Source organism: Blautia sp. HA8986 (genome assembly GCF_056504635.1).
On record NZ_JBWLUQ010000001.1, the window covers coordinates 1,344,498 to 1,368,241 of the forward strand.

The following is a 23,744-nucleotide window of genomic DNA, read 5'->3' on the forward strand; positions in this document are numbered from 1 at the left end:
TCCCATCTGAAATACGATGTATTCAGATGGCTTATTAAAGTTACCCATTTTTACAATTCAAAAAAATCACAAAATTCTCTTGACTGTTTATAGTTTGTCACCTCGCCCTAATACAAGCTTTTACCATATTTCTATATTATCTGTCAACTTTGCCTGACGCAACCTGTACTTTTTTCAGAAAATAAGTTATAATATTTTTTATGATTATCCGGCAGGTCATCTTCTGCCATATATATATTACCAAGGAGGATACCGGAAATGAAAACAAAGAATCAGACTCTGCTTTCTGAGAATACACTGACTTCCCGGCCAACAGATATTATCGCGGGATTTCCTGTGCGTCCCGGTCTTTTTGAATTAAATGGTGCTACTCCTCTTTCCAATGGAGTTAACTTCACTGCACATACCCGTCATGGTACATCCTGTGAACTTCTTCTTTTCCACTCCGGTGAAGAGGAGCCTTTCGCAGTTCTTCCGTTTCCTAACGCCTGTCGTATCGGTGATGTCTACTCCATGATCGTCATGGGGCTGGACATTGAAGATCTGGAGTATGGATATCATGTTGACGGTCCTTATGAACCGGAAAAAGGTCATATTTTCGATAAGACAAAAGTTCTTCTCGATCCTTATGCCAAGGCTGTTGCAGGCCAGCGTGAATGGGGTCAGCAAAAGATCGGAAGCTACCACGCCCGCGTTGTACGTGAAACTTTTGACTGGGAAGACATGCCCCAATCCACACGTAAGATCAGCGATCTTATCATCTACGAGCTTCATGTCCGTGGATTTACACAGGACTCCTCTTCCGGTGTTACTCACCCCGGAACCTTCGCAGGCCTCCGGGAAAAGATTCCTTATCTGAAAGAGCTGGGAATCAACGCTGTGGAGCTCATGCCGATCTTCGAGTTCGATGAGAACATGAATGCCCGTACTGTAAATGGCAAACGTCTCCTTGAATACTGGGGATACAATTCCGTTAATTTCTTTTCTCCAAACACCAGCTACGCTTCCAAGGCCGAGCATAACTGTGAAGGAACCGAGCTGAAAGAACTCATCCGCGAGCTCCACGAGAACGGGATCGAAGTCATCCTGGACGTTGTCTTTAACCACACAGCTGAGGGTAATGAGCTTGGAAGAACTTTCTGCTTTAAAGGATTTGACAATAAAGTTTATTATATGCTTACCCCGGAAGGAAATTACTACAATTTCAGCGGCTGCGGAAATACATTAAACTGCAATCACCCCATTGTCCGTCAGATGATCCTGGAATGCTTACGCTACTGGACCATTAACTACCGTGTGGATGGTTTCCGTTTCGACCTTGCCAGCATCCTTGGAAGACATGAAGATGGTTCTCCACTTAACAATCCACCACTTCTGGAGCTTCTTGCCTATGACCCGGTACTTCGAAATGTCAAGCTGATCGCCGAGGCATGGGACGCCGGTGGACTGTATCAGGTAGGTTCTTTCCCTGCCAGCCGCAGATGGGCTGAGTGGAACGGACGTTACCGTGATTGCCTCCGCTCTTTCCTGAAAGGTGATTTCTGGAATGCCTGGGATGCAGCCTGGAGTATTTCCGGTTCCGGTGACCTTTACGGCGGATTCTATTCTGACCATAACGATAATTACGCAGGCTACAATTCCTGTGTCAATTTCCTTACCTGCCACGACGGTTTTACCATGTATGATCTCTATTCCTACAATGAAAAACACAACGAGGCAAACGGATGGAACAATACAGATGGTTCCAACGACAACCGCAGCTGGAACTGCGGAGAAGAAGGCGATTCCACCAATCCAGAAGTCCTTTCCCTTCGTTTCCGCATGATCAGAAATGCCTGCGCCGTACTGATGTCAAGCCGCGGAACACCGATGTTCCTTGCAGGTGATGAATTCGGAAATACCAAACGTGGAAATAACAACACTTACTGCCAGGATAATGAAATTTCCTGGATCAACTGGAACCTTCTGGAGAAAAATCATGATCTTTTTGAATTTTTCAAATATATGATCCAGTTCCGAAAAAATCACCCGGTTATCTCCCGCAAGCTTCCAAACGCTGTCTGCGGCATGGAGAACATCCACACTCACAATATCGATGCAAGAGATGTGACCATTCCTAGAGATGCCCATACATTTGCCGTAAGTTTTGCAGGCTATGACAAAACAAAAGGTGCTGATGACCTGATCTACATTGCCATCAACGCTTACTGGGAAGATGTGACCATCACCCTCCCGGATCTGGCCCGTCCCGGTGCATGGTATCTCTGCGTCAATACCTTTGGCGACGGAAATGGCCGTTATTTCTACAATGAAGATCAGGCACCGCGCATTGAACATGAATTCTGCATGCGCCCAAGATCCGTTGCCATCTTCACAGGACGTAATTATTAAAGGAGATTTTTTAAATGGAATTAAAAAACAGAACTCTGTCCAATTTCGCAGAGCTTGTACAGACAGGTGAATGCAAAAAATTCCGCGGACGGCTTAAAGTCGGCGTTGACCTTGGTACAGCCAACACTGTCCTTGCAGTTGTTGACCGCAACAACCGTCCTGTTGCCGGAGCTTCGGCACCTTCCCATGCAATCCGGGACGGCGTGATCGTAAACTATTACGAATCTGTTCAGCTTGTAACGAAACTCAAACAGGAGCTTGAGGAAAAACTTGGCACAGAACTCCTTTACGGAGCTGCTGCCATCCCACCCGGAGTTTCCGAAGGAAGCATCAAGAGCATCGGCTATGTTCTGGAAGGAGCAGGACTGGAAGTTACAAAAATCATCGATGAACCAACTGCTGCGGCTGCTGTGTTAAAAATCACAGACGGCGCCGTTGTGGACGTGGGCGGTGGAACAACCGGCATCAGCATCCTGAAAGACGGAAAAGTAATCTACACAGATGACGAAGCTACGGGCGGAAGCCATATGACCATGACTGTAGCCGGTCATTATAAGATTCCTTACGAAGAAGCTGAAGTTCTTAAAACAACACCGGAAAAAGAAGCCGAGATCTTTCCGGTGATCAAAGCCACCGTAGAAAAAATGGCGGTCATCACAGAAAAATTCCTGCAGGGCTACCAGGTTCCTGCAGTCTACGTTGTAGGCGGCTCCTGCATGTTCAGGGAATTCACAACTGTATTTGAGAAGAAACTGAAGCTTCCTGTATACAGACCTGTACATCCTCTTCTTGTCACACCACTTGGCATCGCATATCACTGCGAGCTTCCGAAAGTCTGAAAAAGTCATATAAAAAACAGGTATCTGCTCCGGAACCGGGTTATCAAACCCGTTTCTTAGCAAATGCCTGTTTATTTTCTGTTCAACATATTTTATATCGTTCTGAAATGCCCTTGAAATATTTCATTTCATCTTTGTGGTCTGTTTCTCCGGTTGCCCAGCAAAACAACGGTTTCTATAGAATCTGTGACAGGAAACATATCTACAGGCTGGATTTTCTTTACCTGATAATCTCTTTTTGTAAGATATGCAAGGTCTCTTGCCAGGGTCTCCGGGTTACAGGATACGTAAACGATCTTATCCGGTGAAAGGGTTAATAAAGAGTGCAGGAATTTGCGGTCACTGCCTGCACGGGGCGGATCCATAAGAACAACGTCAACCTTCTCCCCTTCCGCTGCCATTCCTTCCATAAACCAGCCTGCATCTCCCGGAACAAAGCGAACATTACGGATCTTATTCTCTCTTGCATTCATTCTGGCATCACGGATAGCATCCCGGTTCAGTTCCACACCGATCACATCCCTTGCATTTCTGGATGCAATGATTCCGATAGTTCCCGTTCCACAGTAAGCATCGATCACGCGCTCTTTCCCTGTCATGCCGGCAAACTCCATGGCTTTACCATAAAGAACTTCTGTCTGCACAGGATTCACCTGATAGAATGAAGACGGGGAAATACGGAATGTCAGTCCCATAAGACGGTCTTTTATAAATCCGGGACCATAAAGTACAATATTCCTTTCTCCAAGCACCATGCTGGTCTGCCTGTCATTCACATTCAAGACAACTGTAGTGATCTCCGGATGTTCTTTTCTCAAAGCTTTCACAAAATTATTCTTGGATGGAAAGATCGGGGAAACTGTTACCAGCACCACCATGATCTCCCCTGTGGAAAAGCCTCTTCTCACAAGCACATGTCGAAGCAGTCCGTATCCTGTATCCTCATCATAAGTCTTGATCTTAAATGATTTCAGCATTCCCCTAATGGTACGGATGATCTCCTGGCTCTTTTTATCCTCAATCATACAATCATCCACAGAAACAATGTGGTGGCTTCTCTCCTCATAAATTCCGGAAATAATATTACCCTTTCTGTCACGTCCGAAAGCTGCGTGAACTTTATTTCTATAATAATAAGGATTCTCCATGCCAATGATTGGCTCAACTTTGCCGAATTTCTTCAGAAGTCCTTCTGTATATCTCTGTTTTTTGCGAAGCTGTTCTTCATACGGTACGCCCTGATAACGGCAGCCACCGCACTTTTTCGCAACTGAACAGACCTGTTCTTTCTGTTCCATTATTCTCTCTCCTCTTTCGCGGGCACAAAAAAGATGTTCCCAGTATTTTCACTGAGAACATCTTAACAGACCTTGTCTTTTTTTACAAGGTTTCGGGGGAAATCCTTTATTTCTGATACTGCTCGTTAAATACAAGAATATGTCTCTTCACATTCTCATAGGTTCCCTGCACCATTGCCTCATTAAGGTCAAAGAAATTATGCTTGTCTGTGGAAGCCATATATTTCTCCACATGAGCAGTCAGGCTGTTAAAACTTGCTGTTGCAATATTCACCTTGCGGATTCCAAGGGAGATCGCTCTCTGAAAATCTTTGTCTGTGATACCGCTTCCGCCATGAAGTACCAGCGGGATATCAACTTTTTCATGGATTTTCTCAAGAACATCAAAAGCAAGTGTCGGTGCTACCGGATAATTTCCGTGAGCATTACCAATGGCAACTGCAAGTGCATCAATTCCTGTCTCTCTTGCATAAACAACTGCATCGTCCGGATCTGTGCAGCGAATTCCATGATCACAGCTTCCATCTTCACTTCCACCTACCAGGCCAAGCTCTGCCTCTACAGTTGCACCATACTTCTGCGCCTTCTCCACAACAGTCTTCACTTTTGCAATATTTTCCTCAAAAGGAAGCGTGGAAGCATCCAGCATTACAGAAGTAAATCCAAGGTCCAGAGCCTTATCAACAGTCTCAAAAGTAAGACCGTGATCCAGGTGGACAGCCACATCCACCTTAGCCTCTTTTGCAGCCTGTACCATCATCGGTCCCATCAGATGAAGAGGGGAATTCTTAAGACGAACCTCTGCGATCTGGAGGATGATCGGTGTTTCCAGCTCCTCAGCAGCACGGATCGCACCTTTCACCATTTCCATATTACCAACGCTGAAAGCACCACATCCAATATTTTTCTCCTCGGCACGCTTCAGCAGATCTTTCATTTTTACAAGTGCCATGATGATCCTCCTGTCCTGTTTATCGTACACTGTTTACAGAAAAAGCGGTGTCCACGCACTTATGGCCGATACCGCTTTTTCCGTCTGATTTTTATTTATTAATTACAGTCCTGTTTTTTCTGCGATGAATTTTCTTGCACGGATCGCATATTCAAGCGGATTAGCCTTAGCCGGATCCTGCTCTGCCTCTACGACCATGTATCCTTCGTATCCTGCATCTTCAAGAACCTTAAAAATCGGATCATAATTGATGCATCCATCTCCAGGAATTGTGAAAGCACCAGCTCTTACACCTGCAAGAAAACTCATGTTCTCTTTCTTAACCTGCTCAACAACTTCCGGACGGATATCTTTCAGATGTACATGTTTGATTCTGTGTACATATTTCTTTACAACTTCCAGAGGATCTTCTCCACAGTATGTAAAATGGCCTGTATCAAAAAGAAGGCTTACATATTCAGGATCTGTATTCTCCATCATACGGTCAACTTCCTCAAGGCTCTGTACGACAGTTCCCATATGATGATGGAAGGTCAGTGCAATACCATACTCTTCCTTTGCAATCTTGCCAAGCTTGTTCATGCCTGTGCAGAATGTATCCCACTCTTCATCATTCATTACATATTTATGACCAAAGATCGGAGTATCCAGCTGACCCTGAACGCTGTGGCTCTGCTCGGAAGCACCGATTACCTTCGCTCCCATAGCTTTCAGAAATGTAAGCTGTGCACGGAACTCTTTCTCTACCTCCTCAAATGGTTTTGTGATAAGGAAGCTTGAGAACCACTGGTTACAGATCTCAACACCGCGAAGCTCAAGAGCTTTCTTAAGGACTTCCGGATCTTTCGGATATTTGTTTCCAACCTCGGAGCCTGTAAATCCTGCAAGTGCCATCTCACTGACGCACTGCTCAAAAGTATTCTCCTTGCCAAGATCAGGCATATCATCATTGGTCCATGCAATTGGTGCAATTCCAAGTTTTACTTTATTCTTATCAAACATCAGTCAATTCTCCTTTATTATCTCGATTATTCCATAATCTCGGAAATTTTAACAGGTCTGTGCTCCTCGCTTGATTTCTTGGCAGCAAGTCCCATTAATACCGGTTTCAGTCCATCGTATACATTGAGTGGTGTCTCTTTGTCGTTTACGATAGCATCAATAAATGCTGCAACTTCTTTACCGTAAGCATCCATGTATCTCTCAAGGAAGAAGAACATTGGTTTCTCACCGGTAACGCCCTCTGCATTGCTGATTACTGTAGAAGACTGGCTGTCGTTGGAGATTGCAGCCATTCCGTCAGAACCGAATACTTCTGCTCTCTGATCGTATCCATAGGAAGCTCTTCTGCAGTTATCAATTACTGCGATCGCTCCGTTCTCCATCTGAAGTGTGATAACAGCTGTATCAACATCGCCTGCTTCGCCGATAGCTGGATCAACAAGGTTCGCGCTCTGTACATAAACCTCTGTTGCATCGCAGCCTGCAAGGTAACGAACCATATCGAAATCATGGATTGTCATATCCAGGAACATTCCTCCGGAAACTTTAACATAGTCAATGCTTGGCGGCTCAGGATCGCGGGATGTGATCTTGATGATCTCCGGTTTACCAACCTTACCAGCTGCAACAGCTTGCTGAAGAGACTCAAAGTTGTGATCAAATCTTCTGTTGAAACCTACCTGATATTTCAGGTTTGTACCTTCAAGTGCATCAATAACTTCTTTGATCTTAGCAATATCATGATCGATCGGTTTTTCGCAGAATACATGTTTTCCGGCTTTGATCGCTTCAACAGAGATCGGAGAATGTGTATCTGTAGAAGAACAGATCAGCACTGCGGAAATCTCCGGGTCATTGATGATCTCCTTGTAATCTTTCGTTGTGTGCTCAACGCCCATGCTCTTAGCCCATGCAGCTGTCTCGTCATTTAAAAACGGATCTGCTACTGTCTTGATCACTGCATCCGGTACTCTTGTTGTGATACTGGTGATGTGAACTCTTCCAATTCTTCCTGCTCCGATAATACCAACTTTAATCATTTTTTGATCTCCTTTTGATTTATTTTCCCAATGTGTTCTCTTTGCGTGTCCGAACACGCTCTTTATGTTTAATATAATATCATCGCATACCATAAATCGCAAGACCTAATATTGAACAATATTACCATCTTTTTTCTATTAAAAATGACGAGAACTATTTTTAGCCAAAATATGTAATATTTTTAGGTTTAGTTTGCCATAATATATCCAATACATATCCATTTTTTCTTTCACACAGAAATAACTGCACATATAAAAAAGAGACGCCATATTCAGCGTCTCCTCTCCGGAATCGTATACTCATTTCTTATATATATTTCCGTAAACAGCTTCTCCCGATCCGGTTTCTCTCCATTGAAAAGCAGCCGAAACAGGATCATCACAGGTTCATATCCCTGGATCCTGGCATCCTGTCCAATAAGGAAATGAATAAAACCTTCTCTCATCAGTTCATAGTTCCGTCCCATAAAATCATTGGCTATCATTTTTATCTGTCCCGTCTTTCCTGCCTCTGCAATGGCCTGACAGACACCTTCTTCACCATGAGATGTGAGATATATTCCTTCAAGATCCGGAACGTCTTTAAATATTTTCTCTGCAACCTCTTTTGCCAGGGCATTTTCCTCAAAACAATATTCCGGCCCGATGATTTTGATCCCCGGATATTTCTTCTTTATCTCAGACTGGAAGCCTGCCACACGACTGCTGAGAGAAGTATTGGTGCTGTAGCCGGAGATAATTGCAACTCTGCCCTTTCCCCGGTAAGTTCTCCCATAAGACCTGCAGCCGCACGACCGCACTGTACACCATTCTGCCCCACAAAACACAGTCGCTTCGTATCCTCCACATCAGAGGTAAAAGTCACCACAGGAATATGGTACTCTTCCACAAACCGGTTGATTTCTTTCTTCACCTCTTCGGCTTCAAGAGGAACCATTGCAATGCCGCTGACTTCTTCCTGCCGCATTTTTTCCATGGCAAGAAGAACATCCTCTGCACTTTGATGCTCAATGGTATGGATCAGCACCGTGCCTCCCAGATTATCAACTTCCGCTCCGGCCTCCTCAATGCCCTTCATAACTTCTTTCATAAAAGGAGTCTCTGCCCCCTGAAGGATCACGCCGATCTTAATGTTATTTCTGCTCATGGACAGCGCACGTCCCAGCTGATTGGGTTTATACCCCATCTCCTCTGCGATCTGCCGTACCCGTTCTGCCACTTCCGGTCTGATCCTTCCTCTGTTATTCAGCGCTCTGTCAACTGTTCCTCTGGAAACACCTGCAGCCTCTGCAATCTGTCTAATGGTTACGCCCATGGTCTTGTTCCTCGTCTTTCTGTAAAGCGGACTTTTGTATTGCTTTTTGTCTCACGCTTTCGCCCCGCCGATACGCCTTAGGATACCTCTGAACCTTTCCGGTACTCTGCCGGGCTCATTCCTGTGATCTTCTTAAATGTTTTGGAAAAATAATGATAGTCTCCAAATCCGGAACGCAAAGCTACATCCTTCACCTTGCAGTTGGTCCCGGAAAGAAGTTTCTTCGCGCAGTCAATGCGAAGTTCCTGTACATAATTGGAAAAACCGATCTCCATTTCCTGCTTGAAAAGATAACTTAAATATGCAGGATTCACCGCTGCCGCATCTGCCACATTCTGAAGACTGATCGGCTCTTCGTAGTGCTCCCGGATAAACTCAAGTGCTTTTTTCACTGCATAAGAAATCCCCTCCGGAACTTCCTCTGCACCTTCTGCAAAAAGTTCTGCAATACAGGAGTTTCCTTTTTCTGCCAGTTCCTCAATATCTTCAATCTCATCATACCAGATGGAGTCTCTTTCGATTCCTGCTGTCTGGTTCATTTTTTTCAGCCACTGCACAAGAATCCTTCCGTCTGTATATCGCTTACGGCAATCTGTAAGAACCTGTTCCCACAGTTCTTCGGCTTTCTTCCGCTCATTACCCGCCTTCATGGAAAGCATATTGCCGGCAAGTTTCTCTGCACTTTCCGGCAGAACACTGTCAACTTTTTTACAGCCTTCAAAATAGAGAATATCTTTTTTCTCATAAAAACGGATCTTCATCATCTCCCTGGCCTGTTGGTAAGCTTGGCGGATTCCTTCTTCTCCCATACACACACTGCTGACGCTGATCCCAAATTCACAGAGATCTTCCTGACAGTGACGGTAACAGGAGGCAGCCGCTTCTGTCAGTCTCTGCTGCATCACTGATGTCCTGCAGTCTTCTGAGAGATCCAGAAAGCAACAGAAGATTCCTGCGCCAAGATAGATCACCTCAGACGCTTCATTCTCCGTTCCCAGAAGTTCTTCTGTCCGTTCCAGAAGCCTGTGCCGGAAATTGTGGGAATACTGTTCGACCTCAAGAGAGGTCCACTGCCGTTCCCTCTCTGCCCATTTTTCCATAAACATGCAGATCACAGCACTGTTAAAAAATTTTCCCGTGATCCCGGCTTCCACACGTTTCTCCTCACGGGCCTGTCCTTTCAGCGTCCCAGAGATCAGTCCGTTGAAAAAATAGTATTTCAGCGCATGGCTGCCAAACCGGATCAGTTTCCTTGTCTGAGCCTGCTCCTGACTTTTTCTTCTGCGTTTCTCAATCAAACGAGCAGATTTTTCCAGAGTTTCGTAGAGGCTGTCCTCGTCCAGACTGTTCTTAAGCACATATTCATCTGCGCCAAGACGCATGGCTTCTTTTACATATTCAAAATCATCGTGGCAGCTGAGCACGATAATGTAGACCTCCCTGTTTTCTTCCCTGATTCTTCTGATCAGCTCTATTCCATCCATTACCGGCATGGAAAGATCTGTCACAAGCACATCTACCTTTTCTTTCCGAAGGAAGTTGTAAGCTTCTTCACCATCCTCCGCATCGTCCACAATCTCATATCCTGCTTTTTCCCAGGAATCCAGTGTCTTAAGATAGCTTCTCACAAGAAAATCATCGTCTGCCACAAGTGTTCTGTACATCAGTTTCTCCTCCTTTCTTCCGGTATATCGTAGATCGCAGGCAGAAAAACAGTAACTGTTGTACCTTCACTGCTGCTGTCGTATTTCATTCCGCCTTTCTCTCCATAATAAAGCTTCAGACGCTCTTTTACATTGGGGACTCCCACTGCGGAAAGTCCGTTTGTTTTTTTTGTATGGCTGTTAAAAAGATTTCGAATCTGCTCCCGGGTCATTCCCCGTCCGTTATCTGCCACAACAAGAGTCAGTTTTCCACTCTCCACATTTCCGCTGATCCAGATCTTTCCCTTCTGCCTCTTGATATCAATCCCATGGAGAAGCGCATTCTCCACAAGCGGCTGGAGGATCAGCCTTGGAATATAACAGCTGTATGCTTCCTCGGAAATATTGTACTCCACCTGGAAGCTTCCCTGATAGCGAAAATCCTGAAGATAGATATAATTTTTCAGAATGTGGATCTCATCTGCCACAGAAAGAAAGCTCCCCTTTTTATTGATGCTTGCCTGAAGAAGTTCCACAAAATCCCCGATCAGTCCTGCCAGTTCCTTCTCACCTTTTAAAAATGCGGCAAATTTAATGGAGTTCAGAGTATTATACATAAAATGCGGCGTGATCTGATACTGCAAAGCCTCCAACTCCGCATCTTTTTTCTGCTGTTCTTCCTCGATCACTTTTGCTATCAGATCTTCAATATAGTCTAACATATGATTGAACTCTTTTCCAAGAGTTCCGATCTCATCTGAAGTCACCACTTCTGTACGGAGACTTAAATCTCCCTCACCAACTTTTTCCACTGTACTGGTCATGGACTTCAGCGGCCCACATACAACTCTGGAAAGCCACAATGCCAGCAGCACTGCCATCACAAAAAATGCACCAAAAATCCCAATCAGAAAAAGTCTCATTTCAGAAAGTCCACTGAGCACTTCTTTTTTCGGCACTTCCAGATACAGTCCACAACTGGAAAATCCTCCTCTGCTGAAAAATGAGATCACACCATTCTCTTCGAAATATCCGTTTTCATCTGGAACATCATGGTCTATAATCTTCGGAAATGTTTTTCCAAGATCACTGTAATCCCCGGAGGTGATGATCTCATTATTTCTGTCTACCAGCAGGATCGTCGTGATCTTTTCATCATTCACGGATTCCAGATATTCATAATAAATGGTTCTTTCCTTGATATCTGCTGCCACATATCCAAGCACATTTCCGTTATCATCTTCTACTTTCTGGATCACAGAAAGAAAACTGTCTCCTTCATGGATCAGTGATTCCACAACAACAGGAAAGGAATTGTCAGCCTGCTCTTCTTCCAGCTTCTGAATATCTTTTTTTGCAAGCTCCTGCTTGTTCACCGGAAATTCTTCTGATGTCACTGCCATTTTTTCCCCCGGGAAAACGAAATACAGAGAATTGATATCTTTATATTCCCGGCTATGATTCCGAAGAAGCTCTGCCACAGTCTCCAGATTGTCCTCATTCTTCGTGCTGATATAAGACCTGACATTTTCCCGGAGGGCTTCATCCCAAGCTGCTCTCGTATCTACATAGTATATCTCTTTCAGGGATTCGTCCAGATCTTTCACTGTCTGCTGCATCCGGCCGTAGAGGATTCCGGAATAGTTTTCTTCGATCATTCCTGCTGCCCTTAAATAAAATACCACTGTGATGGAACATGCTGTAAACATGGTAACTGCCAGGATTGCCAGCATGATCTTTCCCCGGATGCTTTTTAACATATGACTCCTCCCTTCTGTAAAGCGGACATTCGTATTCCACTGTTATCTATAAACGCAGGAAACAGCAGGAGCGTTTTACCCCTGCCGGATTTCCTGTTTCTGGTTGAATATATGTGTTACAAATCGATCATAACTGTCCATGTGCCTCACGCTCGGTAAGCTCCTGCATGATCGACGGATACATCTTATCAAGCTTGTATCCGAAAAGTGTTACGATGATCACTGCCGCAATGAGGATCGGTCCGAATTTATAAAGGGAAACAATCATCTCAAGTGCTGTCTCCGGCTGTGCGGAAATTCCAGTGGAAGAACTTACATATCCTGAACTGCTTAACAGACCTGTGATCACTGCGGATGCAAGACCTGCACCAACTTTTGTTCCAATAGAACCACCTGCAAAAATCAGACTCTCCTGACGGATGTGGTGTTTCCACTGTCCAAACTCTACTACATCACCAACCATGCTGAATACAACTGCGTTCAGCGGTGCAAGTCCGATAGCACGTGTCACACAGCTCATAACCATAAATCCGAAGCTGTATGGATTCATAAAAAACAGAAGCTGACCTCCAAGTGCGATAAATCCACCGACAAATGCGATGTTTCTTTTTCCGAATTTCTTAATTAACGGTGAGCAGACGAAGATTCCTGCTACCAGAACCAGTGTCTCTGTAAGATACAGTGCACTGTACATCCATGTATCATTGTTGAAGATATATTTACAATAGTAAGGAAGAATGGTTCCTGTAATCGTAAAGGATACACTCTGTACTGTCCACAGAAGCATTACTGACCAGAAATACTGGTTTGTGAAAAGTGCTTTCAGCATTGTAGGAACCGGAAGTTTCTCGTCTTTCTTTCTTGCCTCGATCTGAACTTTCTCCTCACATCTGAAGAAGCAGAGAATAAGAAGAACCAACGCAAGTACTGCCCATACGCTCATAACCTTGATCCATGCAGCCTGATCGTTTCCGACAAGTTTTACAAGAGGAAGCGTGCAGGTTGCTGCGATGATCCTTCCCAGAGGGGAAAGTCCCATTCGCATAACGCTGAGTTTATCTCTTTCAGATGACTCGCGGATCATCATTGTAGAAAGGCTTCCATATGGAAGATTTATTGCCGTATAGCATATGGTTGTACAGAAATTATAAGTCACAAACAGATACAGAAACTGAAGCATTCCAGTTGTATGCGGTACTGTGAAAAGCAGTACTGCTGAAAGCGCAAACGGAACGCTCATCCATAAAAGCCATGGTCTTGATTTACCCCATTTGGAGTTGGTCCTCTCTACAATTACTCCCATTACCAGATCCGAAAATCCGTCAAAACATCTGGACAGCAGCATGACAAGTCCGACTGTCGCTGCGCTGATCCCTACATAATCTGTGTAAAACAGTGTCAGCAGTGTTCCGATCATTCCGAACACGATATTGCATCCTACATCTCCTCCAGCATAACACAGCCTCGTTGATACCGAAAGTTTTTTCTTCTCCATCTTAATAATCCCGCCCTTTCATTTTCTTTTCATTTTTGTTTTCGTTTCCGATTTCCTTTTGATGATTATATTTTATCGAAAATCAGGGATTATCAAAGTGTGATAAATTTTAGTTTTTTCGGTATTATTTTTACCTATCTGTTAAATGTATGCCAAAGTTATTTTATTTCTGTTTTTTCTGTGTTCTATTTTTATATTATGTGTTTTATTTTTGGTAAAATCCTTTCAGCTTCATGTCTGTACATTTTAAGAGGAAGAATATTTGTCTTCTTTTATGTATGCATCGATATTTTCCGTAGTAAGTACCTGCGAATCCAGAATCTCATCTTCTCCTGTTCCTTCTCCCTGCAGATCTTTTACAATATAATGGATCGTTTCATAACCGATTTGATAGCCGGACTGCGCTCCAAGCGCTACGATCTGTCCATCCTGGACAGCTTTCAGCGCATCCTCCTGGGCATCTACGGAAACAATTGAGATTCCTCTCCCTTCCACAGCTTCTGAAAGTCCCAGAGCTGTCACTGCACTGGTCGTCATGATTCCGTCAATATCCGGGTATTTCGTAAGGATCTCATCCACATCCTTCTGGGATACACGCATATTGCTGTAACCGTTTCTCACCATCTCTATATTTATCCCAGTCTCTTTTTCCATATATTTTTCGAATCCGGCGACACGCTTCCTGTGTCCGGCTTGCTGGAAGTCTCCGGCGATCACGCCGATGTTTCCCTCGTGGTTCAGTGCCTCGGCAAGCTTTTCCCCAAGCTCATAGCCCAGTTTTTCATTGTCAATCCCTATATAGGGCACATCAGAATCTTCCATTGGGGTATCACAGGCATATACAGAGATTCCTTTTTCTCTGGCTGCTTTCACATATGTCTCACTGTCATAAGAATTTATGGGAGAAACTGCAAGTGCCTGAATATCTGTTTTCAGAAGATCCCTGATCATGTTTTTCTGGACATTCTCCTCTGTTTCGGCATCAGGAGAAAGAATCACCACATCCACATTGTATTTTTCTGCCGCATCCTCCATTCCGTCACAGACGGACAGCCAGTATTCACTGCTCTTTGATTTTGTAACAACACCAATGGTTACCTCTTCTTCTGTCTTTTTTGCTGACGGCTCGCAGCCGGAAAGACTTAAAAGGCCTGAAACTGCCACCAGCATACAGATGTATTTTTTTCTCACAGGCAATCTGCCTCCTTTCTTCTGCGGCTGCCCCTGTTCTTCCAACCGGAAAAAAGACTCCGGAGCCTTTTTCTCCGGTCCGGAGTCTTTTCTTAACTGGCAATATGGGTTTACATGCAAATTTTACCAGAGTTTTCTGTAGATTTCTTTTACTTCTTCTTCTGTTACATCACGCATGGTGTTCTGCGGACTTCCGCTGTCCATAGCATCATGTGCCATTTTATCAATGACATTGAAGAATTCTTCTTTGTTGATTCCAAACTGCTCCAGAGTTGGGGTATCCAGCTCTTTTACAAGTGCTTCTACTGCTTTCAGGAATTTCTCAGCAGCCTCCTGATCGGAATCGGATACGTCAGCTACTCCGATATCGCGTCCAAGAGCTCCGAATCTGTCATATGCTCCAGGAAGTGCGAATGTAAGACACTCTTTGAGAAGCATTGCATTAGAAAGTCCGTGTGCTACATGGAACAGTGCTCCGATCGGACGGCTCATTCCATGGATGATGGTAACAGATGCATTGTTAAATGCAATTCCAGCCTCAAGAGCTGCTACAGACATCTGCACGCGGGCTTCCTCATTCTTTCCGTCTTTGTATGCAATCGGAAGGTATTTGAAGATTCTCTTTACTGCAGATACTGCAAAAGTATCAGAAAGTGTCTGTGCTTTTCTGGATGTATAAGCCTCTACACTGTGGCAGAGCGCATCAAGACCTGTTGCTGCTGTGATCTTAGGCGGTGCTGTCATGGTAAACTGCGGGTCAATAATGGCAAGATCCGGCATGAGAACTTTGCCTTTAAGAAGCATTTTGATATCTTTCTTTGTGTCTGTGATGATAGTAAACTGAGTTGCCTCAGATCCTGTTCCTGCAGTTGTTGGAATCGCAGCCATAGGCGGCATTTTTACATCGATCACTTTTCCCATGTAATCAGAGATATTTCCACCATTTACTACCAGAGAGCCTATGGCTTTCATGGAGTCGATCGGGCTTCCTCCTCCCAGTGCTACCAGGAAATCACAGTTCTCATCTTTATAAAGCTTCAGTCCTTTTTCGATCATGGTATCTGTCGGTTCACCGGAAATCTCAGAATAAATGCTGTATTCGATTCCCTGATTTGTCAGAGCTTTCTCAACTTTTGCACAGTTTCCCAGGTCGATCATTACTTTATCGGTCACGATCAGGGCTTTTTTACCAAGGAGCTTCAGTGCGCTCTCCGCCATATCCAGTGCTCCGGAACCGGAAATAATTTCTCCAGGTACAATAAATTCTCTTGCCATTGTCAAAATCTCCCTTCAGTCAGTACAATTTCTTAAAACTCAGCATCATGAAGCCAGGTATATCTCTCATCCTCACAGCGGTCTGTCTGCAGCCATGGATTTCCATCAATGTGACGGATCATCCAGCATGTGTACATCTGATATCCAGGTGCAACTGCCTGCGGATGAAGCTCTCCTCCTGGAATTGCGGAAAAGCTCTCGTCAGTGCTCTTGAACACCTGATCTCCCACAAAGCTTGCTCCGAATCCTTCCGGATGGTCAAATTTGAAGAAGTATGTCTCCGGCTGCGGATGTCTGTGTGGCAGATATCCGGACCAGTTTCCTCTGTCATTGAGAACCTCACCAAGTACCATATTGGATTCCGGTGAAATGTCATGATCAAAGATGGTATTCACTCTTCTCTTTGCCACGTTTCCGAATTTACCTACGCTGGAATATCCCCACGGAGCATCTTCCGGTTTGTAGAGTTTCGCACCAAAATCTTTCTCATTCTTTGTACACTGGACAAGGATCTGTGACTCTGCATTTGCCACAACTGTGATCTCAGTTCCTGTACATCCGTGAACACACCATGGTCCCTCTGTGAATACATCCTTTCTGGTTGCTGCAGCTTCGTTTCCGTTCCATTTATAGGTAATATTTCCGGAGAGAAGGAGAACTGCTGTCTCCTCACCCTCTCTAAAAAATGTTTTTGTCTCTCCTGCTTTCATACGGTAAACACGGATGTCCATCATCATGGCCTTGTACTCATTATCGTATGTTGTAAGAATCTTTTCGCCTTTTTCGTCATATTCCGGATAACCAAATACTTTACTCATTTTCTTACCTCCCAGATTAGTACAGTCTTGCCTCTTCGCGGCCTTTCATAACTCCCTCGCAGGCCTTTCTTACACTTTCCTTCTCAGATGTTGTTGCAATTCCTACATCCCACCAGGACTCATATCCGTCTGTCATGGTCTTAGGAATAACTTTGAGATCAAAGAGGCATGCAAGTTCCTGTTTCTTAGCATCTTCCAGAGCGTCAACAAGCTCCTGGATGGTGCGGCAGGTGTATGTCTTCAGGCCATAGCCTTCGCCGATCTTTGCATAATCTACAGGAATCAGGTCTCCTGTCGGTTTCTTGCCATCTGTGTAACGGAACTCTGTTGCAAGGCTTCCGATTCCATGGTTCATCTCAAGGTTGTTGATACAGCCGAATCCGCAGTTATCAAATACCATGATATTGACCTTCTGCCTCTCCTGCATGATAGTCATAATCTCGCTGTGGAGCATCTGGAAGCTGGAGTCACCAACTACGCAATATACTTCATTATCCGGCTCTGCGAATTTCACACCAAGGGTAGCAGCAACCTCATATCCCATGCAGGAATATCCGTACTCTGCATGATATCCGCCACGTTTGTCTGTTCTCCACATACGCTGCATACAGCTTGGAAGAGAACCGCCTGCTGTTATAATGGTTGCATTTTTATCAATTGTTCTGTTGATCGCTGCAAGTGCTGCTGTCTGTGTGATTTTTCCGTTTGTAAGTTTTACATACTCCGGAATTGTACGAGGATCTCTTGCCTTAATTAACGGCTCAAAATCATCTCCTGTGTACTCGATGCTTCCCAGACGCTCCATCTCTTTATCCCATGCAGCTTTTGCTTTCTCAATCTCGTCTGTATATGCGGATTTATATCCTCTTGCACGAAGTTTCTCTGCAAGTGCCTCTACAGTAGCTTTTGCATCGCCCACTGCTTTTACTGCATCCATCTTGTATGCGTGGAATCTGCAGTTGTTGATGCTTACAAACTGAACATCTTCGTTCTGGAACAGATGCTTGGAGCTTGTTGTAAAGTCAGACATTCTGGAACCGATAGAGATTACCACATCTGCGTCTTTACCGATGATGTTGGAAGCGTAGGTACCTGTTACACCGATACCACCAAGGCAGTATGGATTGCCGGACTGGCAGGCACTCTTTCCAGCCTGTGTCTCGCCGAACGGGATCTTAAACTCCTCACAGAATTTCTCAACAGTTTCTCCAGCCTCTGAGTAACGGACACCGCCGCCTACAACGATAAGAGGTTTTTTAGCTCCTGCAATGATCTCAGCTACATCCTCAAGCTCTTCGTCTACTGCAACCGGTCTTGTGATCCTGTGTACTCTCTTCTTGAAGAAGTACTCCGGGAAGTCAAAGGATTCACCCTCAACATCCTGACAAAGTGCAATACAGCATGCGCCTGTTTCAGCCGGATCTGTAAGAACTCTCATTGCGTTGATAAGAGCTGTCATGACCATCTCCGGTCTTGTGATTCTGTCCCAGTATTTGCAGACTGGCTTGAATGCATCGTTTGTGCTGATGGCAAGGCTGCTGCTCTGCTCCAGCTGCTGAAGAACCGGATCAGGCTGGCGGGATGCAAAAGTATCTGCCGGGAACACAAGAAGCGGAATGTTGTTTACTGTCGCTGTCGCACATGCTGTTACCATGTTTGCTGCTCCAGGTCCGATGGAAGATGCACAAGCGATAATTTTCTTACGGTTGCTCTGTTTTGCAAAAGCGGTTGCAACGTGGCACATGCCCTGCTCGTTTCTTCCCTGAAGAACTTTTAACTGGCCAGGATTGGTATCCAGTGCCTCTCCAAGTCCTACAGCAATGCCGTGTCCGAAGATCGTGAAAAAGCCTTCTACAAATTTTGTCTCCACTCCGTCCATGGAAACGTACTGATTATCCAGAAATTTTACAATTGCCTGTGCAGTTGTCATTCTTACTGTCTTTGCCATTTTTTCCACTCCTTTTCTTTATACTCTTGCGATCATTTCGCCGAATTTTTCTTTTTCATCTTTAATGAATGCGTGAACCTCATCCGGTCCCGGAAGGGAATCGGAGCAGTTGTTACTCTTAACCATCATGGATGCCTCTGCGGAACCGAACTCCAGGCAGTCAATGATCTCCCAGCCCTGGTACAGTCCATACAGGAATCCGGAGCCATATCCGTCTCCGCCGCCGAAGCCTTTTCTTGCATCAACCGGGAAAGGCTTAATGCTGAACTTCTGTCCGTCAACTGTGTATGCTGTGGAACCCTTCATACCGTGTTTGATGACAACGATCTTTGCATTTTTTGCCTGCCAGTAAGCTGCACTCTCCTCGTCAGTCATGCCCTCTTTGATCAGCTTCTCTGTAAGATCAAACTCTTCTCTGGAGCCCATGATAATGTCTGCTTCTTTTGCTACGATGGAATAGTAGATGGAAATCTCATCTGCGTTCTTCCAGTTGTATTCTCTGTAATCGATATCAAAGATGATCTTTGTGTTTACTTTCTTTGCAAGCATAACTGCTTTGATCGCTGCTTCTCTGGACGGACTCTCCGCAAGAGCAGTTCCGGAGATGAGAATCGCTTTTGCATTTTTGATGTAGTCCTCGTGGATGTCGTCTACATGAAGCTGCAGGTCTGCGATACGGTTACGGTACATGAGGATGCTGCTTTCCTTCGGAGAAAGCATCTCTGTAAAGGTAAGTCCCAGTTTCTCTCCGTTTGTACATTTGGTGATCTGTGAGGTATCGATTCCTCTCTCATTAAAATAATCTACAACATACTCACCGAACTGATCATCAGAAACCTTTCCGATGAATCCTGCTTTCATGCCATGTTTGGTAACACCTACAGCGATGTTTGCAGGAGAGCCTCCTACGAATTTCTCAAACATATGTACCTTCTTCAGGGGCTTGAACTCTTCTTTCACCTGGTCGTTATAAGCAGGGTTGAAATCAATGGCAACTCTTCCAAGGAGTACCAGGTCCATTGGTCTGGATTCATCAAATTCGATATACTTCATGATCTTACCTCCGTTTTGTTTGATGATTGTTTTTTACTTACTTGCGTGCTTTATTTTGTTATGCGTGCTTTCTTGCGTGTTTCCTTATGATGTTAATATAGCATTCTTTTTAAAATTGAGCAAGTACTTCTTTGTATTTTCTTCGTTTTCTGTTATTCTGTACAATTTTATGGGTTTTATTTTGGTAAAAGTAGATATTGTTGATATGTGCTTTTGCGTGTTTTAAATTACAGCACGCCAGTAGCACGCATTTCAGGCATATACCTAAAGCCCCCTGTTTCTATTGCGAATATCCGTTTAACTATAATAATTTCTGTGAGTGCTATAATCCCCATGATTCCCCGCTCTTTTAAAGCGCAAAAAAAGCCTGCAGTTTTTATTCTGCAGACTTTTTCCTATTTTTCCTACGTGATCTTTCACTTAATGCAACTTATAATCACAGATTATATTTGGTTTTGATCTTGATATCTGTAAAAAGATATTCTCTCTCCGGTTCCTGACCTTTTGTCAGGATATCCGCCAGGATCCTTGGCGGTTCGTAGCCCTGGACATATCCATTCTGGTCGATCAGGAAATCAACAGAATCATTTTTTAAGGCGCGTTCATTCTTCGGTGTCTGGTCATAGATCACAACATAAGGCCTGCGATCCAGTCTTAGCTTTTCAAAAGCTTTCCCAACACCTGCCTGGCCGCCGGATACCACCAGGATCCCGCTGATCCCTGATGTGCTCATCATGGAATTCTCTATAATATGCTCCACTTCAGATGCCTCATCGAAGCTTCCGTGAACACCTGCAATCTCCAGATGCGGAAAAGCTTTCTTAACTTCTTCTACAAAACCATCCACACGCTGGTTATCAACATGGTTGCTGAAATATCCGGTGATAATAAGAATCTTGCCGCTGCCTCTTGTAAGCATTCCCAGAAGACCTGCTGCTGTACGGCCACTCTTGCGGTTATCCATCCCCACAAAACATGCTCTTCTAGTTCCAACAATATCAGAGTTGAAAGTTACTACCGGAATATTTTTCTCTTCAATAAGAGAATTCAGCTTCTCGCGGACAGCCTCACTGTCCACAGGCATCACTGCAAGGCCTCGAATCCCTTCTTTTTCCAGCTCTTCAATCGCCTGAAGCTGTTCTTCCTCATCAACAGACAACCCTTCTTTCAGGATCAGCTGGATTCCTTTCTCCTTAAGCTCCTGAGCGGCTTTCTCAATGCCTCTGTTCACTTCCTGCATAAAGGAAGATCTTGCCAGCTGAGTGACAACTCCAATCTTTACCTGCTGATCTTTCGCTGTTCTGGAACGTTTCCGTTCTTTCTGCACATAGCCCATCTCTTCTGCCAGCCGGCAAATATTCTCTGCTACCTCCGGATTGATCCGTCCTCTGTGGTTCAATGCCCTGTCTACGGTTCCTCTGGAAACCCCTGCCCGTTCTGCAATCTGCTGTATCGTTACCGCCATAAATCATTCTCCTGCTTCCGCCTTACTGCATCACTGCCTTTTTATCTGCAATGATTGTTCTATATACATTTATATAGTTTTTTTGAAAATGTGTCAATAGAAAAAAACGCTATCCGCAAACAGCCATATGATAAGCTTCCCTGTAAGAAACTCCTGTTTTTTTACAGAGTTTTTTTACGCTTTCATATTCCGGATAAATATATTCCTGGCCATCAAAGATGCATACTTTTACTTCTACGTCTCCCAGTGGTGTTACAACTGTTCTCTTTTCTCTTTTCAGGACAGTGCGCTCCATCTTCTGACGGCGTATCCCAATGGTTGTGGTCTCTTTGAAAATGATCCTCTCCATCCCGGAAACCTGATCTTCCTTACAGATAACTGTGAGAAGCCATGCCGGACGGTTTTTCTTCATAAATACAGGCATGTAATTAGCTTCTCTGGCTCCTGCCTCATAAAGAAGCTCCATCACATAGCCGAGAGTTTCTCCTGTGCAGTCATCAATATTTGATTCCAGCTTGATAATCGTATCGGATTCTGTATCTGAAAACTTCTGTATCTCTGTATTCTTCTCTGCTTCCCGGATCAGCATGGCACGGAGGATGCCCGGGCATTCATACTGGCGCTTGCCTGCTCCGATACCGATCTTTTCCACTGTAAAATCTTCCGGAAGCTTCTCTGATGTAAGAAATGCTGCCACAATGGCTGCACCGGTAGGTGTCACCAGTTCGCCCTGAACTGGCGTGATATGCAGCTTCAGATGATGGGCACTTACAATATTGCTTACTGCCGGAACAGGCACCGGAAGGATTCCGTGCTGACAGCGGATGGTTCCGCTTCCCTCGCAAAGTCTCGGAATGATCACTTCCTCCACGTCCAGATCATCCATACACACCGCCACGAAAAGAATATCCACAATGGAATCCACTGCACCTACCTCATGGAAATGCACCTGATCTGCCGGTACATTATGGGCTTTCGCTTCTGCTGTGGCAAGGATGGTAAAGATTTTTTTCGCATAAGATCTGGCACGGTCTGTCATGTCTGCATGATCAATAATAGCCATGATCTCGTTAAGTCCGCGGTGCTCATGGTGATGATGTCCGTGATGGGAATGTGATTCTGCTGCATGTGCATGAGTATCATGGTTTTCATGCTCATGGACATACCCTGTTGTCTCATGATGATGGTTTGCCCTGCAGGCATGTGCTTCTTCATGTTCACGGCTATGCTCTCCATGCTCGTGTCCATGCAGATATCCCATATCATGATCATGATTCTCATGTTCTTTATCCAGCACTACATCAAAATCACAGGCATCGATCCCGGATTTCACCACACGGCTGATCTTAATATCGAAACCTTTTACAGGAAGACTCTTTAAAGCTTTCTTAAGTTTCTCCCTGCTTGCACCCAGGTCAAGAAGCGCGGCAACTGCCATATCTCCGCTGATTCCGGAAGTACATTCCAGATATAATTTATTTTTCATCTATTTTCCCTCCGCAAGTCTGTTGATCTGTGTTGCAAGATATCCTGCACCATATCCATTATCAATGTTTACTACTGCAATTCCATTGGCACAGGAATTAATCATGGTCAAAAGTGCCGAAAGTCCGTGGAAGCTGGCTCCATATCCTACAGATGTAGGAACTGCGATCACCGGGCGTTTCACAAGACCACCTATCACACTGGCCAGTGCTCCTTCCATTCCGGCAATTGCAACAACACAGTTTGCATTCCGGATCGTATCCAGCCTGGAAAAAAGCCTGTGCATGCCACTGACTCCCACATCATAGATCCGCTCCACATGAGTTCCGAAATACTCTGCTGTCTGGGCAGCTTCCTCGGCAACAGAAATATCTGCAGTTCCTGCTGTACAAACTGCCACTTTTCCGATACGTTTCCTTTCCTTCTCGATCTTCAGTATCCCGGAAACAGGATCATAGACAACCTGGGGAAGAACACTTTTCACCAGCTCATACTGATGCTGGGATGCCCTGGTGCCAAAGACCTCCCCATCCTCTTTATAAAGCTTCTGATAAATGTTCAGAAGATGTTCGTCTGCTTTTCTCGCACAGTAAACTACTTCTGCAAAACCGGTACGCTCTTTCCTTGTGGTATCCAGTTTCGCATAATCCATTTCTTCGTATCCTTCTTTTTTCAGAAGGTTTTCTGCATGCTCCACAGAGAGCTGTCCGTTTTTTACTTCTTCAAGAATCTGCTGTAAAGTCATTATTTTTCCTCCCTGTTCTTTCACGATAT

At 44.6% G+C, this 23,744-nt stretch carries 17 protein-coding genes and 1 pseudogene; 2 read left to right on the forward strand and 16 right to left on the reverse strand.

Features of this window, described 5'->3' with window-relative positions; translation table 11 throughout:
* Positions 1–258 precede the first annotated feature (258 nt).
* The gene (locus tag AC04Q4_RS06325; protein WP_476388739.1) at positions 259–2,391 is read left to right on the forward strand and encodes an alpha-amylase family glycosyl hydrolase; all 2,133 of its coding nucleotides are present in this window, start codon (positions 259–261) and stop codon (positions 2,389–2,391) included.
* Positions 2,392–2,405: 14 nt separating this feature from the next.
* The gene (eutJ, locus tag AC04Q4_RS06330; protein ID WP_178774258.1) at positions 2,406–3,230 is read left to right on the forward strand and encodes an ethanolamine utilization protein EutJ; all 825 of its coding nucleotides are present in this window, start codon (positions 2,406–2,408) and stop codon (positions 3,228–3,230) included.
* 128 nt (positions 3,231–3,358) lie between these two features.
* On the opposite strand, the gene rlmD is transcribed toward eutJ, so the two are convergent.
* The 16 genes and pseudogenes from rlmD to larB all read right to left on the reverse strand — a co-directional run bounded on the left by rlmD (position 3,359) and on the right by larB (position 23,715).
* Complete coding sequence (gene rlmD, locus AC04Q4_RS06335) at positions 3,359–4,528, reverse strand: 23S rRNA (uracil(1939)-C(5))-methyltransferase RlmD (protein ID WP_178774257.1); 1,170 nt, start codon at positions 4,526–4,528, stop codon at positions 3,359–3,361.
* Positions 4,529–4,634: 106 nt separating this feature from the next.
* Complete coding sequence (locus AC04Q4_RS06340) at positions 4,635–5,480, reverse strand: class II fructose-bisphosphate aldolase (protein ID WP_476388740.1); 846 nt, start codon at positions 5,478–5,480, stop codon at positions 4,635–4,637.
* Positions 5,481–5,582: 102 nt separating this feature from the next.
* On the reverse strand, positions 5,583–6,482 hold the full coding sequence (gene iolE / locus AC04Q4_RS06345) for a myo-inosose-2 dehydratase (protein ID WP_119240084.1): 900 nt from the start codon (positions 6,480–6,482) through the stop codon (positions 5,583–5,585).
* 26 nt (positions 6,483–6,508) lie between these two features.
* On the reverse strand, positions 6,509–7,522 hold the full coding sequence (gene iolG / locus AC04Q4_RS06350) for an inositol 2-dehydrogenase (RefSeq protein ID WP_015524414.1): 1,014 nt from the start codon (positions 7,520–7,522) through the stop codon (positions 6,509–6,511).
* Between the two features lie 272 nt (positions 7,523–7,794).
* A pseudogene (locus AC04Q4_RS06355) lies at positions 7,795–8,837 on the reverse strand (LacI family DNA-binding transcriptional regulator).
* Positions 8,838–8,914: 77 nt separating this feature from the next.
* The gene (locus AC04Q4_RS06360; RefSeq protein ID WP_195456549.1) at positions 8,915–10,501 is read right to left on the reverse strand and encodes a response regulator; all 1,587 of its coding nucleotides are present in this window, start codon (positions 10,499–10,501) and stop codon (positions 8,915–8,917) included.
* Positions 10,501–12,240 carry a histidine kinase gene (locus AC04Q4_RS06365; protein ID WP_476388741.1) on the reverse strand — a complete coding sequence of 580 codons (1,740 nt, stop codon included), beginning with the start codon at positions 12,238–12,240 and terminating at the stop codon, positions 10,501–10,503. Before AC04Q4_RS06365 ends, AC04Q4_RS06360 begins: the two co-directional genes overlap by 1 nt.
* A gap of 127 nt (positions 12,241–12,367) precedes the next feature.
* On the reverse strand, positions 12,368–13,735 hold the full coding sequence (locus AC04Q4_RS06370; protein ID WP_119240087.1) for an MFS transporter: 1,368 nt from the start codon (positions 13,733–13,735) through the stop codon (positions 12,368–12,370).
* 246 nt (positions 13,736–13,981) lie between these two features.
* Entirely contained in the window at positions 13,982–14,926 is a 945-nt protein-coding gene (locus AC04Q4_RS06375) for a substrate-binding domain-containing protein (RefSeq protein WP_476388742.1), read from the reverse strand.
* Positions 14,927–15,049: 123 nt separating this feature from the next.
* Positions 15,050–16,201, reverse strand: coding sequence for an iron-containing alcohol dehydrogenase (locus tag AC04Q4_RS06380; RefSeq protein ID WP_476388743.1), 1,152 nt, complete (start codon positions 16,199–16,201; stop codon positions 15,050–15,052).
* Positions 16,202–16,233: 32 nt separating this feature from the next.
* The gene (locus tag AC04Q4_RS06385; RefSeq protein WP_173738406.1) at positions 16,234–17,019 is read right to left on the reverse strand and encodes a 5-deoxy-glucuronate isomerase; all 786 of its coding nucleotides are present in this window, start codon (positions 17,017–17,019) and stop codon (positions 16,234–16,236) included.
* A 16-nt stretch (positions 17,020–17,035) separates the two neighbouring features.
* The gene (gene iolD / locus AC04Q4_RS06390; protein WP_173738405.1) at positions 17,036–18,967 is read right to left on the reverse strand and encodes a 3D-(3,5/4)-trihydroxycyclohexane-1,2-dione acylhydrolase (decyclizing); all 1,932 of its coding nucleotides are present in this window, start codon (positions 18,965–18,967) and stop codon (positions 17,036–17,038) included.
* A gap of 18 nt (positions 18,968–18,985) precedes the next feature.
* Complete coding sequence (gene iolC / locus AC04Q4_RS06395) at positions 18,986–20,020, reverse strand: 5-dehydro-2-deoxygluconokinase (RefSeq protein WP_173738404.1); 1,035 nt, start codon at positions 20,018–20,020, stop codon at positions 18,986–18,988.
* Positions 20,021–20,456: 436 nt separating this feature from the next.
* On the reverse strand, positions 20,457–21,485 hold the full coding sequence (locus AC04Q4_RS06400) for a LacI family DNA-binding transcriptional regulator (protein WP_173738403.1): 1,029 nt from the start codon (positions 21,483–21,485) through the stop codon (positions 20,457–20,459).
* A 109-nt stretch (positions 21,486–21,594) separates the two neighbouring features.
* Complete coding sequence (gene larC / locus AC04Q4_RS06405) at positions 21,595–22,971, reverse strand: nickel pincer cofactor biosynthesis protein LarC (RefSeq protein ID WP_173738402.1); 1,377 nt, start codon at positions 22,969–22,971, stop codon at positions 21,595–21,597.
* Entirely contained in the window at positions 22,972–23,715 is a 744-nt protein-coding gene (gene larB / locus AC04Q4_RS06410) for a nickel pincer cofactor biosynthesis protein LarB (protein WP_119240594.1), read from the reverse strand.
* Positions 23,716–23,744 lie beyond the last annotated feature (29 nt).

Coding starts and splice junctions, on each gene's coding strand:
- iolC (WP_173738404.1), bottom strand. CDS start 20,020: ATGAAGTATATCGAATTTGATGAATCCAGACCAATGGACCTGGTACTC.
- AC04Q4_RS06400 (WP_173738403.1), bottom strand. CDS start 21,485: ATGGCGGTAACGATACAGCAGATTGCAGAACGGGCAGGGGTTTCCAGA.
- AC04Q4_RS06365 (WP_476388741.1), bottom strand. CDS start 12,240: ATGTTAAAAAGCATCCGGGGAAAGATCATGCTGGCAATCCTGGCAGTT.
- rlmD (WP_178774257.1), bottom strand. CDS start 4,528: ATGGAACAGAAAGAACAGGTCTGTTCAGTTGCGAAAAAGTGCGGTGGC.
- larC (WP_173738402.1), bottom strand. CDS start 22,971: ATGAAAAATAAATTATATCTGGAATGTACTTCCGGAATCAGCGGAGAT.
- AC04Q4_RS06340 (WP_476388740.1), bottom strand. CDS start 5,480: ATGGCACTTGTAAAAATGAAAGATCTGCTGAAGCGTGCCGAGGAGAAA.
- iolD (WP_173738405.1), bottom strand. CDS start 18,967: ATGGCAAAGACAGTAAGAATGACAACTGCACAGGCAATTGTAAAATTT.
- eutJ (WP_178774258.1), top strand. CDS start 2,406: ATGGAATTAAAAAACAGAACTCTGTCCAATTTCGCAGAGCTTGTACAG.
- AC04Q4_RS06360 (WP_195456549.1), bottom strand. CDS start 10,501: ATGTACAGAACACTTGTGGCAGACGATGATTTTCTTGTGAGAAGCTAT.
- AC04Q4_RS06325 (WP_476388739.1), top strand. CDS start 259: ATGAAAACAAAGAATCAGACTCTGCTTTCTGAGAATACACTGACTTCC.
- iolE (WP_119240084.1), bottom strand. CDS start 6,482: ATGTTTGATAAGAATAAAGTAAAACTTGGAATTGCACCAATTGCATGG.
- AC04Q4_RS06385 (WP_173738406.1), bottom strand. CDS start 17,019: ATGAGTAAAGTATTTGGTTATCCGGAATATGACGAAAAAGGCGAAAAG.
- larB (WP_119240594.1), bottom strand. CDS start 23,715: ATGACTTTACAGCAGATTCTTGAAGAAGTAAAAAACGGACAGCTCTCT.
- AC04Q4_RS06370 (WP_119240087.1), bottom strand. CDS start 13,735: ATGGAGAAGAAAAAACTTTCGGTATCAACGAGGCTGTGTTATGCTGGA.
- iolG (WP_015524414.1), bottom strand. CDS start 7,522: ATGATTAAAGTTGGTATTATCGGAGCAGGAAGAATTGGAAGAGTTCAC.
- AC04Q4_RS06380 (WP_476388743.1), bottom strand. CDS start 16,201: ATGGCAAGAGAATTTATTGTACCTGGAGAAATTATTTCCGGTTCCGGA.